Here is a 13,708-nt window from a genome sequence, read left to right as displayed (position 1 = left end):
AGAATTGAGATGACCACGATGATCGACCCGGATGCCGCCTTGGCGCTTGCCCATCTCCCGGTGCTGATGGCCGATGAGCGCGAGCCCTTTGAGGTTGGCGCCATCGGCTGGAGCGTTTACCGAACCCACAGCCCTTCGCCTTCCAGCAAGTTCGAACTGGACCCGCAGGGCGGCACGCTGATCGAATATGCGATCTGGTACGATTGGGACATCCAGCACCTCTACGATCTGGAGCATGTCTGGGTCAGGCTGAATGCAGCCGGGGATGTGACCGGCGTAGAAGCCAGCCGCCACGGCGAGCGACGCGATATGTTGGCGGGCGGGCAACCGTGCAGGATCGAGAATGGCAGGCCCGTGCTTTATCTGGAACCCGGCAAGCACGCCCATTGGACGAGCCCGGAGGAGATGCAGTCACGGCGCCAGAAGATCCTGGCCGCCTGCAGCAGTCTTGCGGGCGAACACGGCGTGCATCTCGGCAACCCCTTTGCCCGCGCCGGCGCGTTTTCTGCAACGCCTCTGGATCACCGGCTGGCGCGATTGAAGCTGCGGGGCGATGCATTCACGCCAAGCTTCTCGTTCAAGCCGGTTGAACTCGACCCAGCAAAACTCAAACCCTGGACACAGCTTGCGACGGACATTCCGCAGCGCGTGGAGGCTCTCAAAGCCCATCTTCTCGCGCATCAGCCGCGGCTTGCCGCCCTCTTCGTCGATTGCGGCGATACGCTGGTGGATGAGCGCACCGAGGTGAAGCTGGACGGCAGCGAAGTGGTGGTCGAGGGTCAGCTGATCCCCGGTTCCGATCTCGTTCTCGCCAAGCTGAAGCGCATGGGACATACGCTGGTGCTGGTGGCGGACGGGCCGGTGGCGACCTTCGAAAACCTGTTGAAGCCCCGCGGCATGTGGGAGCATTTTTCCGATCACATCATTTCGGAACGGGTGGGCGTTCACAAGCCGGACCCAGCCATGTTCCGGCAGGCGCTCGCCGCCATCGGCCTCGATGAAAGCCGCGCCGCCGAGACGGCCATGGTCGGTAACAATCTCTCGCGCGATATTCTGGGCGCGAACCGCATGGGCATCGCCTCAATCTTCATGAAATGGTCCACTTTGCGCACGCATATTCCGGAGAGCCGCGAGGAAGCGCCCGACTTCACCATTTCCTTTATCGACGATCTCCCGGATCTGGTGGATCGTATCGATACCGCCCTTGCTCTCGGCACACGGTCTGTTACCTGAGAAACGTGAGGGGAAGAGGAGTTCCCCTCGTCTTCTTTCTGCATTGCATACCCTACGAGGATCGACATGTCTCAGAACCCGGCACCGGCAGCGCCCACACTCGCCTGGCTTTCCGATCCTCAAGTCTTTGCCGTCGGGCGGCTCGATCCCGTGTCCGATCACGTCACCTATCCGGACACCACAAAGGCTACATTCGGTGCACCCTCCCCCTGGCGGCAGAGCCTCGACGGCCAATGGCTGGTCGCCTCTGCGCCCCGCGCCGACAAACGCCCGGTCGGTTTCGAGCAGCCTAGTTTTGACCGTTCTGGCTTCGCGCCTATCGAGGTGCCCGGTGCGCTTCAATTGCAGGGGCACGGACGCCCGCAATATGTGAACACCCAATACCCCTGGGACGGTCACGACGCCCTGAAGGCTGGCGAAGTACCCGAGGATAATCTCGTCGGCTGCTATGTACGCAGCTTCACGTTGGAAGACGCATTCAAGGGCAAGCGCACGATCCTGACCTTCGAGGGCGTAGAGACCGCCTTCTATGTCTGGCTGAACGGCCGCTTCGTTGGCTATGCGGAGGATAGTTTCACCCCGTCGCGCTTCGACGTGACGGACCATCTGGTCGAAGGCGAGAACCTGCTGGCGGTGGAGGTCTATCACCGCTCCTCCGGCGCCTGGCTGGAGGATCAGGATTTCTGGCGCTTGTCCGGCATCATCCGCCCCGTGTTTCTGGAAGCCTGGCCGGAACGGCATGTGCGCGACATCTTCCTGAATACGGATCTGACGGACGACTTCTCACAAGCGAGCCTCAGGCTTCGCCTGAAACTGGATCTGCCGGCGGCTGATAAGACACGCCTGCGGCTGTCGCTGTCCGACCCCAATGGCAAGGTCGTGCTGCAGGATGAGCGCGATGCCGATGCGGAGATGGATTTCTATCTGCCGGTCGCTGATCCCTTGCTCTGGAGCGCGGAGGCTCCGCATCTCTATCACCTGACGCTGTCGCTCCTGGATGGCGCGGGTCACGTAACGGAAGTTGTGCCGCAGCGGGTCGGTTTCCGACAGTTCGAACTGAAGGACGGCGTGATGCGCCTCAACGGCAAGCGCATCGTCTTCCGTGGCGTGAACCGCCACGACTTCAACCCGCGCCGTGGCCGTTCCGTAACGTTAGACGACATGCTGTGGGATGTTCAGTTCTTCAAGCAGAACAACATCAATGCGGTGCGCACCAGCCATTACCCGAACCGCAGCGAGTTCTATGCGCTCTGCGACGAATACGGGCTCTATCTCATCGATGAGGCCAATCTGGAAACGCACGGCACATGGTCCATCGAGAAGACCGACCCGGACCGCGTGATCCCTCGCGACCGCGATGAATGGCGGCCTGCCGTTCTCGACCGCGCTGCCAATATGCTGGCGCGCGACAAGAACCATCCGTCCGTGCTGATCTGGTCCTGCGGCAATGAAAGCTATGGCGGCCGTGTGCTGGCAGACATGGCCAATTACTTCCGCGAGTGCGATCCCTCGCGCCTCGTGCATTATGAGGGTGTCTTTCATGATCGCCGCTTCGATACTGAGACCAGCGACATGGAAACGCGCATGTATGCGCGTCCACAGGCGGTGGAAGAGTATTTGCGCTCCAACCCTGAGAAGCCGTTCGTATCCTGCGAATACATGCATGCCATGGGCAATTCGCTGGGCGGCATGCATTTCTATACCGACCTCACCTATCGCTATGAGCAATGCCAAGGCGGCTTCATCTGGGAATATATCGAACAGGCGCTTTATGGCACCGCCGCTGACGGTTCAGAACAGCTGCTGTTCGGCGGCGAATTTGGGGATCGACCGACCGACTACAATTTCTGCGCCGACGGCCTTGTGACCGCCGACCGCAAGACCACGCCGAAGATGCAGGAGGTGAAGGCGCTTTACCAGCCGGTGCGCCTGCTGCCGGATGGCAAGGGTGTGCGCGTTATCAACGACAATCTGTTCGTCTCGCTGGACGCCTTTGTTCTGCGCTACCGCGTGCTGCGCGACGGCGAGGAAATCGCATCCGGCACGGCGGATGCGAAGGTCTCGGCTGGCGAAGAGGCCTATGTGGCGCTTTCGCTTCCCGGCCTGTCAGAGGCTGGCGAATACACCCTGCAAGGCTGGCTGGAAGAACGTCATGATCGTCTCTGGGCGAAGGCTGGCCATGAAGTCGCCTTCGGCGAGCATATTTGGCGCGTGGCGAAGCCCCCCGAAGCCGTTGCAGAGCCGCAGTTGAAACTTGTACGTGGCGATTACAATTACGGCGTCTCCGATGGTCACACGAAGGCGATCTTCTGCCGCCGTTTCGGCGGGCCGGTCTCGCTCGTCAATACAGCGGGACGCGAGTTCCTGGAAAAGCCGCCGCGCCCGATCTTCTGGCGTGCACCTGTCGATAATGATCGCGGCGCGAAGTTCGGTGCCATCTACGGCCACTGGCGCTCGGCGAGCCTTGATGCCCACCAGTCTTCCTACACCTATACGGATCGAGGTGCCGATTACCGCTTCAAGGTGCCCGGCTCAAGGGAAGAGGTCTCGGTGTCCTACCGTTTCCAGGCCGATGGCAGCATTGCCGTTTCCGCGCACTGGCCGGGTGATCCCGCCCTGCCCGCCCCGCCGCTGTTCGGTCTGATGCTTCCGATGCCACGCGCCTTCGATCGGTTCCGTTACTATGGACTTGGTCCGGAGGAAAACTATGCCGACCGCAACAAGGGTGCTCGTCTTGGCATCTACGAGCGATCGGTGGTGGACAATGTCACGCCCTATGTGACGCCGCAGGAATCCGGCAACCGCACGGGTGTGCGCTGGGCGGATATGTTCGACGCGGATGGCAATCGTCTTCGTATTCAAGCGCTGCATGCGCCGTTTGAACTCGGTGTCTCACCCTACACGCCGTTCCAGATCGAAAGCGCGCCGCGTCCCATCGACTTGCCGAAACCGAACCGCACGATCGTGACGGTTCTTGCCCGGCAGATGGGCGTTGCGGGGGATGATAGTTGGGGTTCGCTAGCACATCCTCCTTATCTCATTGAAGCCGGAGAGCCACTTACAGTCGAATTCAGTCTGCGAATTTCGTGATACTATTTCGGAATTTCTTGAGATCCGGAGGCCTATCCAAGCAATCCCAGCAGCAATATTATAATACACTATCATGATTGCTCCGAATTCACGCAATTGGGAACAATCTTAAACAACAGGTAGGGAAAATATTAAGGGGCACATCGGCAGGATTGGCTGTCTGCATGAAGCAGATGCCAACCAAGAGAGCGATGTCATGCTTGATCTGCCGAAGATTGTTCAGCTTGCGCTGTTTGCCGCCACCATCTTCATCTTCTTCCGCTGGGTGGTGTCCGATATGAACAGGTAACGATCCCGTGTCCTCCGCAAGTCGAAGGGCCGGATCAGACACCGGTGGTCATGGATTGGATTTCAGATAGGCGATCACGTCGTCGATCTCGGACTGAAACCAGAGGCCGAAGAAGCGCATGGATGTTCCGGGAACTTTCTTCTTGGGACTGGACAGAAACTCTGCCAGCGCCTTTTCATCCCAGATCAATCCACCAGTTCCGGCATCCCGCATTGCCTGCGAATAGTTGAATCCTGCAGCACTGCCGGCCCTTCGTCCTACCACGCCCTTTAGATAAGGCCCGAAGCCGTTCGTCTCGCTTGTTGCCTGATGACAGGAGGCGCAGGTCTGAAACACGCGCCGCCCTTTTTCCACATCCGCGGCATGGGCCGGTTCCTGAACTGCAGCCCATCCGACAAGTATCAGGCCAATGGGGAGCCCGAAGCTACAACGTCTTGACTTGATAGATGAGGGCATAGGGCAAGCTCCCGCGAAGCAATGTTTGCATGCGATATCGCGCAACGACGCGAATCTGCAAGGCGACCTCATGCCTCAGCAAAAGAAAAGCCCTTGTTCGCAGGGGAGACGAACAAGGGCTCGAAGTCTTGACTGGAGATCTTTGCTTCTCGTTATGCGGCGACAGCAGGGGAAATGTCGCCTTTATTCTGGGGCAAAGAAGTCTTCTCTTCTTCTTTGCATGGTCAATTAACGAGGATAACGGCAATCGGTTCCAACCGATCGTTAACCGGTAGCCTTTAGATTTCAGAGTGAATAGCAGGCATAGAGGCATATCATGGCGGCACCGGGCTTTCGTTTCACCCATTATGATCTTAAGGAACAACGCGCTGGCACGACCATCGAAGTCACCCTGTCAGCCGTGAACAATGTGCGGCTGATGACGGCGGTCAATTACCAACGCTTCACGGAAAAGCTGGACTTCAAATTCGTCGGCGGTGTCGCCAAGAAGTCCCCGATCAAGCTGACCATCCCGGACGGTGGCCATTGGCATCTTGTCGTGGATGCGGAAGGTCATCACGGCCTGGCGGATTCGTCGGTGAAGATGATCGCTCCCCCAACGATCAGCGCGCCTGCGAGTGCCCAACGCAAGGCTTCCTGACGTAACCTCAAGTGCCGTTGCGCTCGCGACGCAGTTTCGACCACCAGTCCAGGCGCTTGCGGATTTCCCGCTCGAAACCGCGTTCGGGCGGATCATAAAATGTCTGACGACCGAGCTTTTCCGGGAAGTAGTCCTGCCCGGAGAAGGCATCCGGCTCATCATGGTCATAGCGGTAGCCGTCACCGTACCCTTCGCCCTTCATCAGTTTGGTCGGGGCGTTCAGGATGTGCTTCGGCGGCAGCAGAGAACCATGTTCCTTGGCGGCGCGCATGGCAGCCTTGAAGGCGGTATAGACGGCATTGGACTTGGGAGCCGTCGCCAGATAGACGCAGGCCTCGGCCAGCGCTAGTTCCCCCTCGGGTGAACCGAGATAGTCATAGGCATCCTTGGCGGCATTGCAGATGACCAGCGCCTGCGGGTCGGCAAGCCCGATATCCTCCACCGCCATGCGTACCAACCGCCGCCCGAGATAGAGCGGATCTTCGCCGGCATCGAACATGCGAGCGAGATAGTAAAGGGCTGCATCCGGGTCTGACCCCCGCACCGATTTATGCAGGGCGGAGATCAGATTGTAGTGGCCATCCTGCGCCTTGTCATAGACCGGGGCGCGGCGCTGGACGATCTGTGTCAGCGCTTCCGTGTCAAAAGTTTCACCCTCGCGCGCTGCGCGCCAGACTTCCTCAGCAAGTGTCAGCACCGCGCGTCCATCGCCATCCGCCATGCGAATAAGGGAGGCCCGCGCATCCGGCGTCAGCGGCAGAGGCTTCTGTTCTGTTTGCTCGGCTCGCTGTAGCAGCTCGCCCAGGCTTTCCTCATCGTGCGAGCGGAAGGTCAGCACGCGCGCTCGCGACAGAAGCGCGGCATTCAGTTCGAAGCTCGGGTTTTCCGTGGTCGCGCCGACGAGGATGACCGTACCATCCTCCATGACAGGCAGGAAACTGTCCTGCTGGGCGCGGTTGAAACGATGGATCTCGTCGACGAAAAGCAAGGTTTGACGGCCATCCATGCGCCGCAGGCGCGCTGCCTCGAAGACTTTCTTCAAATCTGCGACGCCGGAAAAGATCGCGGAGATCTGCTCGAAGGCAAGCCCCGCCTCGCCCGACAGAAGCCGGGCGACAGTTGTCTTGCCGGTACCGGGCGGCCCCCAGAAGATCATGGAGCCGAGCGAACCGGAGGCGATCATCCGCCGCAACACCCCGTCCTCGCCCGTCAGATGCGACTGGCCGGTCACCTCGGCAAGCGAGGTGGGGCGCAATCGGTCCGCCAGCGGCCGTCGGTTGGCGATGGCCTCCGGGACACGGGGCGAGAACAGGTCGCCGCTCACCGGAAGACCTGCCGGATGCGCTGACCGGCGCGCTCGATCTCCACGCGCCAGAGCCCCGGATTGTCGTCCAGGATCTTGAGCATGGCTTTAGTGGACGAAATCGTTTCCCCGTTGATCGCCACAACGATATCGCCCGGCTGGAAGCCAAGGCGGCCGGCCGGCGAACTGCGGGTGATGTCGGTCACCACCACGCCCGTCTTGTCGGTGGGCATATGCAGTTCGGTCGCCAGCTTGGGCGAAAGGTTGGCAATGCGCATGCCGGCAAAGGGGTTGCGGCCCTCCACAAGCTTCTCATCGCGCGGCACGGTTTCCGGCGCGGTGCTCAGCGCCAGCGTGACCTGGCGTTCGCCGCCATTCTGCTGCACGGCAAGCGTTGCCGAATGACCAAGGCCGGCCGTCGTCAGGCGGTACCATAGGGCGTCGGGATGCTCGACGGGGATGCCGTTGACGGATGTGATAACCTCGCCAGGCTTCAGCCCCGCCTTGTCCGCAGGACCGCCTTCCATCACGGACACGATCAGCGCGCCCCGCGCCGTCTTGAGACCCAATGCTTCGGCCACTTCCGACGTGACCGGCTGGAAGGTTGCACCGACGTAAGGCCGCTCAAAACTCTTCTTGCCCTCTTCCGCCGCCTTCAGGAACACCTTGACGAGGTTTGCCGGAATGGCAAAGCCGATCCCGTTGGAGCCGCCGCCGCGCGAGAAGATCGCGGTATTGATGCCGATCAGCTCGCCATTCATGTTCATCAGCGCACCGCCCGAGTTACCCGGGTTAATGGAGGCATCCGTCTGGATGAAGAAGCCGACATCGCCCGTCGTCACCTGGTTGCGGGCAAGACCCGAGACGATGCCGCTCGTCACTGTCTGGCCGACGCCGAAGGGGTTTCCGATCGCAAGAACGAGATCGCCGACTTCCACCGCGTCCGAGTTGCCAATCGCCAGAACCGGGAAGGTCTCGTTACCCTTGATCTTCAGAACGGCGAGGTCGATGCTCTCATCCTTCAGCAGGACCTCGCAGGGGAACTCGTGGCCATCGGCAAGCGCGATCTTGATATCGTCAGCACCCTGGATGACGTGGTTGTTGGTGACGATCAGCCCCTTCTGGGAAACGATAACACCGGAACCAAGCGACGACTGCTTTTCCGAGCGGTTCGGCATGCGCTGGCCGAAGAACTGTTCGAAGAAGGGGTCACCCGCAAACGGGTTCTGACGCTGGACCACACGCTCTGCGTAGACGTTGACCACCGCACCCGCTGTCCGCTTGACCAGCGGCGAGAAGGAGGCCTGCATGTCCGCCCTGCTCTGCGGCACGGTCTTTTCCTGGGCATGCACAGAAAGCGGCAGGGCAAGTGCCAATGCCAGGATCGCGGACGACACCCAATTGGGCTTGTTCAACATATGATTCCTCATGAGGTGAAGGATACTGTTCTTCTAGCGCGTGAGACTAGAAAGGAAAGATGGCCGAAAATGTGAAAAGGCAATGGAGCACAACGTCTTGCACGCCAAGGCCCACAACTTCTCGCTTCTTTTGGAACAAAGATCGCGGTTCCGCGTAACCGCTGCTGAAACCCTCAACAGACGGTGCTCTTCGCAATGATGAACCCACGCTCCATCTTTATCTTCTCCGCTGCCCTGCCCCTGGCGTTTTCAAGCTTGGTTTTTCAGCCAACAACCGCAAAAGCAGCCAGCTTCGACTGCGAGAAGCAGCAGCTGGCCGACGATGAAAAGGCCGTGTGTGAGAACCGTGCGCTGAATGATCTGGATGTGAAAATGGCGACAACGTTCGATCTTCTGACCGAACTTGTCGCCATGGGTAACCGCGATACACTGAAAACCGAGCAGACCGAATGGCTGAAGAAACGCCATGCCTGCGGCTCCGATATCGCCTGTATCCGTTCCGCTTATACGTCGCGGCAGCAACAGCTGGAGCAGGTTTTCAAGAGCCTGCCCCGCCCGCTGTGAGGACTTAATCCTTGTGGGATCAATCCCACTTGAAGCCCTTGTCCATCATGTAGATGTTGCTGACGCCCTTGCACCAGTCGATCTTGTAATCGTCGGCGCCATAGCCATCCCAGCTCACACGGAAGGGAACGACGCAGTTTCCTTCGTTGCTGTTCCAGTCCATGTTGAAGTATTCGCCTGGACGAATACGCTGATGGATCCAGTTTTCGCTCCAATGACCGTTCTGGTAGGTATAGAAGCCATTGATCGTGTAACCCTGCGCGCGGTTGTGCAGACGGAAGGCGTAATCACTGGCCGAAGCCGAGCTCGCAACACCTGCCAATACAAGCGCCAGAAGCAGTTTCATCTTTTTCATTTTCATTCATCCCCGAATTGGACCGAAGGCCCCGCCGAGAAACTCATAGCAGTTCATTTGCTTTTGGAAAATCTGAGTGGGCTATGGAAATTTAAACATCGGCAACAAGAACATCCTAAAATTCGTGGATTGAGCTGCTAGAAGTTGAACTAACCCGACCAAGTTCAATTCTCCGATATTTGCTTCGTCCTTCGATGTATTCAATACAAAAGGCCGGAACATCCACGATGCTCCGGCCTTGTTCAACAGACGCTTGCAGGAGAGCACTGCTCTCGCGGTGGATGCGTTATTCCGGCAGGATACGCACGGCACCCTTATCGGCGCTCGATGCAAAGGCGGCATACGCCTTCAGCGCGGTCGTGACATTGCGCTTGCGAGGCGCTGCGGGCTTCCAGCCGAGCTTGTCCTGCTCGGCACGACGCGCCGCCAGTTCGCTGTCGGTGATCTTCAGGTTGATCGTGCGGTTCGGAATGTCGATCTCGATCAGGTCGCCATCCTTCACGAGGCCGATCGCACCACCATTGGCGGCTTCCGGCGAGGCATGGCCGATCGACAGACCGGACGTGCCGCCGGAGAAACGGCCATCGGTGATCAGCGCGCAAGCCTTGCCGAGGCCCTTCGATTTCAGGTAGCTCGTCGGATAGAGCATTTCCTGCATGCCCGGACCGCCCTTCGGACCTTCGTAGCGGATGACCACGACATCGCCAGCGACGACTTCATTGCCAAGGATTGCCTTTACGGCCGCATCCTGGCTCTCATAGACCTTGGCGGGACCAGTGAACTTCAGGATCGATTCGTCCACGCCGGCTGTTTTCACGATGCAGCCGTCGAGCGCGATGTTGCCGTAGAGAACGGCCAGACCGCCATCCTTCGAGAAGGGCTTTTCAACGGAGCGGATGACGCCGGTTTCGCTGTCCGTATCCAGATCATCCCAGCGGGATGACTGCGAGAAGGCCACTTGCGTCGGCACGCCGCCCGGTGCCGCCTTGAAGAAGGTGCGGACCGTCTCGGAATTGGTGCGGGTAATGTCCCAACGGTTGATGGCGTCACCCAGCGTTGCCTCATGCACGGTCTTGCATTCGGTGTTGATCAGGCCGCCGCGTTCTAGCTCACCCAGGATGCGCATGATGCCGCCGGCGCGGTGCACGTCTTCCATGTGCACATCCTGCTTGGCAGGCGCCACCTTGGAGAGGCAGGGAACCTTGCGCGACAGGCGATCGATATCATCCATGGTGAAATCCACGCCGCCCTCATGGGCTGCGGCCAGAATATGCAGAACCGTATTGGTCGAGCCGCCCATGGCGATATCCAGGGCCATCGCGTTTTCGAAGGCCTGCTTGGTGGCGATATTGCGCGGCAGTACGCCTTCGTCTTCCTGCTCGTAGTAACGACGAGCGAGATCGACGATCAGGTGGCCGGCTTCCACGAACAGACGCTTGCGGTCCGAGTGCGTGGCAAGCGTCGAGCCATTGCCGGGCAGCGACAGCCCAAGCGCTTCGGTCAGGCAGTTCATGGAGTTGGCGGTGAACATGCCGGAGCACGAACCGCAGGTGGGACAGGCAGAACGCTCGATGACCTTGACGTCCTCGTCCGACACCTTGTCGTCGGCGGCAGCCACCATGGCATCGACCAGATCGAGAGCAACGGTCTTGCCATGCAGCACGACCTTGCCCGCTTCCATCGGACCGCCAGAGACGAAGACAGCCGGGATGTTAAGGCGCATGGCGGCATTCAGCATGCCGGGCGTGATCTTGTCGCAGTTGGAGATGCAGACCATGGCGTCGGCGCAATGCGCGTTGACCATGTATTCGACGCTGTCGGCAATGATTTCGCGCGACGGCAGCGAATAGAGCATGCCGTCATGACCCATGGCGATGCCGTCATCCACGGCGATCGTGTTGAATTCTTTCGCAACGCCGCCGGCAGCCTCGATCTCGCGGGCAACCAACTGGCCGAGATCCTTGAGGTGCACATGGCCCGGCACGAACTGGGTGAAAGAGTTGACGACGGCGATGATCGGCTTGCCAAAATCGCTATCCTTCATGCCGGTGGCGCGCCACAGACCGCGCGCACCTGCCATATTGCGGCCGTGGGTCGTGGTTCTCGAACGATATGCGGGCATGGTGTTATCCTCGATTGATCAGGTTACCTCGCCAATCCCGATGGCGAGCCCTTTTGTTGTGAGGTTTTCCTACTCCAAAGCGAAATTGCTGTCACTATCAGCACAGGTCAAAGCGGTACGCCTCTTAGAGCCTATCAGGGTTAAATGGAAACAGTTCTGTTGGCTCAGGCGGGAACAGATGCAAGGAGAGCGGCGCGCGCCGTAGCCGAAGCATACGGCCAAGCCGCTCGACAAAGCAGATGAGCCGCCTCAGCCAACCCGCCCGCCGGATTGCCTTTGGCATCCGGCAAGCATCAAATTCGTCGGTTACGCTTTTCGCTTCGCATCGGCGAAGCGGCGTAACCGAGGGGCCGGATCATTTTCCGCCATTATCTGCGGCTTTCGTCTCGACCGTACCAGGAGGTATGCTCTTCGCCGAAAGCCTTGATCCTGACAAAAAATGCTTCCGGCAGAACGATTCCATTTAGCCCTGATAGGCTCTAAGCCCCCGCCGGACACGAAAATGTGCGTCCCGATTTTATTTGCGTGATGCGTGAAACTCTCAACGAGACGCTTGCGTAGTGTTAAGTAACGCTACCCCATTGCAAACGAGGCGAACCATGAGCGTCTACCAACCTCCCAAGATCCCCACCAGCGAAATCACGCCGAAGAGCGCTTATCTATCCCGCCGCACCTTTGTCGGCGGTGCAGCTGCTGGCCTTGTGCTCGGTGGTACGGCCGCAACGGCAATCGCGGCTCCGCTGCAGGCAAAGCCCGGCCCTTACAAGCTGGACGAGAAGCCGACACCGAAAGAGGCCATCACCACTTACAACAATTACTATGAGTTCGGCGTCAACAAATCTGATCCGGCCCAGAACTCGGGCAAGTTCAAGCCGACCCCCTGGACGGTGGCTGTCGAGGGCCTCGTCAACAAGCCGAAGATGTTTGGCCTGGAAGAGCTGATGAAGCTGCAGCTCGAAGAGCGCACCTACCGCATGCGCTGCGTCGAGGGCTGGTCGATGGTGATCCCGTGGATCGGCTTTCCGCTGAAGGCGCTGCTGGATCAGGTGGAGCCGCAGGGCAGCGCGAAGTATGTCGCTTTTGAAACCGTCGTCCGCCCGTCCGAAATGCCGGGGCAGAGCGGCTTCTTCCAGCCCCTGCCCTGGCCCTATGTGGAGGGCCTGCGCCTGGACGAAGCCAACCACCCCCTGACCATCCTGGCCGTTGGCCTGTACGGTGAAACCCTGCCAAACCAGAACGGCGCGCCGATCCGCCTCGTCGTGCCGTGGAAGTACGGCTTCAAGAGCATCAAGTCGATCGTCAAGATCAAGCTCGTCGAGAAGCAGCCGGAAACCACCTGGAAGAATGCCAATGCCAAGGAATACGGCTTCTATTCCAACGTGAACCCGGCCGTGGATCATCCGCGCTGGAGCCAGGCGACCGAGCAGCGGATCGGTGAGGGCAGCGGTCTGTTTCAGGCACGGCGCGATACCCTGCCCTTCAATGGCTACGCCAGTGAGGTCGCCAGCCTTTATGCCGGCATGGACCTGAAGGCGAATTACTGATGCCATCCATCCCTGCCCTGCCCCGGCGGCTGCATGGGCCCAGCATCTGGGCCCTCTATTTCCTCGGGCTTTGTCCGGCGGTCTGGTATTTCTACCAGGCTGCGACGGGCGGGCTCGGCTTCAATCCGGTCAAGGAGTTCGAACACCTGCTCGGCATCTGGGCGCTGCGCTTTCTGGTGGCCGCGCTCGTGATCACGCCCCTGCGCGATCTAGCGGGCATCAACTGGTTCCGCTATCGCCGCGCGCTCGGGCTTCTCGGCTTCTATTATGTGCTGATGCATTTCAGCGTATACGCGCTGCTCGACCTGCAGCTCAATCTCGGGGCTGTCTGGGGCGATATCGTCAAGCGTCCCTATATCACCATCGGCATGGCGTGCCTTGTGCTGCTGATCCCGCTAGCCGTGACCTCCAACAACTGGTCGATCAAGCGGCTCGGCTCACGCTGGAACAGCCTGCACAAGCTGAGCTACCTGATCCTGGCCGGTGGCGTGCTGCACTTCATCCTGGCCCGCAAGAGCCTGACGCTGGAGCCGAGTTTCTATCTGGCGCTTTCCGCGCTGCTGCTCGCCTATCGCCCGGTACGCAAGCCCCTGGTGAAGTGGAAGCGAGGCTTGGGGCAGCCGGTGCAAAGCCGCGGCTGACCGCAAAGCAAAAAATCTTACCGTCGTTCATCCCCGCAGGTCGGGACGGGGTT

Annotated in this window: 11 protein-coding genes; 6 read left to right on the top strand and 5 right to left on the bottom strand. The window is 59.7% G+C overall.

From position 1 onward, the window contains the following. The first annotated feature begins 9 nt into the window (after positions 1-9). The gene (locus tag Q2T52_RS23310; RefSeq protein WP_302079318.1) at positions 10-1,233 is read left to right on the top strand and encodes an HAD family hydrolase; all 1,224 of its coding nucleotides are present in this window, start codon (positions 10-12) and stop codon (positions 1,231-1,233) included. A gap of 66 nt (positions 1,234-1,299) precedes the next feature. Beyond that, on the top strand, positions 1,300-4,323 hold the full coding sequence (gene lacZ / locus Q2T52_RS23305; protein WP_302079316.1) for a beta-galactosidase, LacZ type: 3,024 nt from the start codon (positions 1,300-1,302) through the stop codon (positions 4,321-4,323). Between the two features lie 337 nt (positions 4,324-4,660). On the opposite strand, the gene Q2T52_RS23300 is transcribed toward lacZ, so the two are convergent. Next, complete coding sequence (locus Q2T52_RS23300; RefSeq protein ID WP_436799583.1) at positions 4,661-4,966, bottom strand: c-type cytochrome; 306 nt, start codon at positions 4,964-4,966, stop codon at positions 4,661-4,663. A 418-nt stretch (positions 4,967-5,384) separates the two neighbouring features. Here Q2T52_RS23300 and Q2T52_RS23295 point away from each other — a divergent pair, with 418 nt between their 5' ends. After that, positions 5,385-5,708: a DUF1883 domain-containing protein gene (locus tag Q2T52_RS23295; protein ID WP_302079314.1), complete on the top strand. Its 324-nt coding sequence runs from the start codon at positions 5,385-5,387 to the stop codon at positions 5,706-5,708. Between the two features lie 7 nt (positions 5,709-5,715). Here the strand turns inward: Q2T52_RS23295 and Q2T52_RS23290 are convergent, their stop codons facing one another. Both Q2T52_RS23290 and Q2T52_RS23285 read right to left on the bottom strand, forming a co-directional pair. After that, positions 5,716-7,032 carry a replication-associated recombination protein A gene (locus tag Q2T52_RS23290; protein WP_302079313.1) on the bottom strand — a complete coding sequence of 439 codons (1,317 nt, stop codon included), beginning with the start codon at positions 7,030-7,032 and terminating at the stop codon, positions 5,716-5,718. Then, positions 7,029-8,429, bottom strand: coding sequence for a DegQ family serine endoprotease (locus Q2T52_RS23285; protein WP_302079312.1), 1,401 nt, complete (start codon positions 8,427-8,429; stop codon positions 7,029-7,031). Before Q2T52_RS23285 ends, Q2T52_RS23290 begins: the two co-directional genes overlap by 4 nt. A 195-nt stretch (positions 8,430-8,624) precedes the next feature. Between Q2T52_RS23285 and Q2T52_RS23280 the strand changes: the two genes are divergently transcribed. Continuing rightward, positions 8,625-8,993 (top strand): lysozyme inhibitor LprI family protein, encoded by a 369-nt coding sequence (locus Q2T52_RS23280; RefSeq protein ID WP_436799581.1) that lies wholly within the window; start codon positions 8,625-8,627, stop codon positions 8,991-8,993. Positions 8,994-9,012: 19 nt separating this feature from the next. Here Q2T52_RS23280 and Q2T52_RS23275 read toward each other — a convergent pair whose 3' ends face one another. Together Q2T52_RS23275 and ilvD are read right to left on the bottom strand one after the other, a co-directional pair. Further along, complete coding sequence (locus Q2T52_RS23275) at positions 9,013-9,348, bottom strand: hypothetical protein (protein ID WP_302079311.1); 336 nt, start codon at positions 9,346-9,348, stop codon at positions 9,013-9,015. A gap of 286 nt (positions 9,349-9,634) precedes the next feature. Next, the gene (gene ilvD, locus Q2T52_RS23270) at positions 9,635-11,470 is read right to left on the bottom strand and encodes a dihydroxy-acid dehydratase (RefSeq protein WP_302079310.1); all 1,836 of its coding nucleotides are present in this window, start codon (positions 11,468-11,470) and stop codon (positions 9,635-9,637) included. Positions 11,471-12,069: 599 nt separating this feature from the next. Between ilvD and msrP the strand changes: the two genes are divergently transcribed. Next, a complete protein-coding gene (gene msrP, locus Q2T52_RS23265) occupies positions 12,070-13,014 on the top strand; it encodes a protein-methionine-sulfoxide reductase catalytic subunit MsrP (RefSeq protein WP_302079309.1) in 945 nt (314 codons plus the stop codon). After that, positions 13,014-13,655, top strand: a complete 642-nt coding sequence (gene msrQ / locus Q2T52_RS23260) for a protein-methionine-sulfoxide reductase heme-binding subunit MsrQ (RefSeq protein ID WP_302079308.1) — start codon at positions 13,014-13,016, stop codon at positions 13,653-13,655. Before msrP ends, msrQ begins: the two co-directional genes overlap by 1 nt. The last annotated feature ends 53 nt before the right edge of the window (positions 13,656-13,708 follow it).

This window comes from Rhizobium oryzicola (assembly GCF_030504645.1).
In the GTDB taxonomy this organism is placed as follows: Bacteria; Pseudomonadota; Alphaproteobacteria; order Rhizobiales; family Rhizobiaceae; genus Neorhizobium; species Neorhizobium oryzicola.
This window is presented reverse-complemented; position numbering and strand designations above follow the sequence as displayed.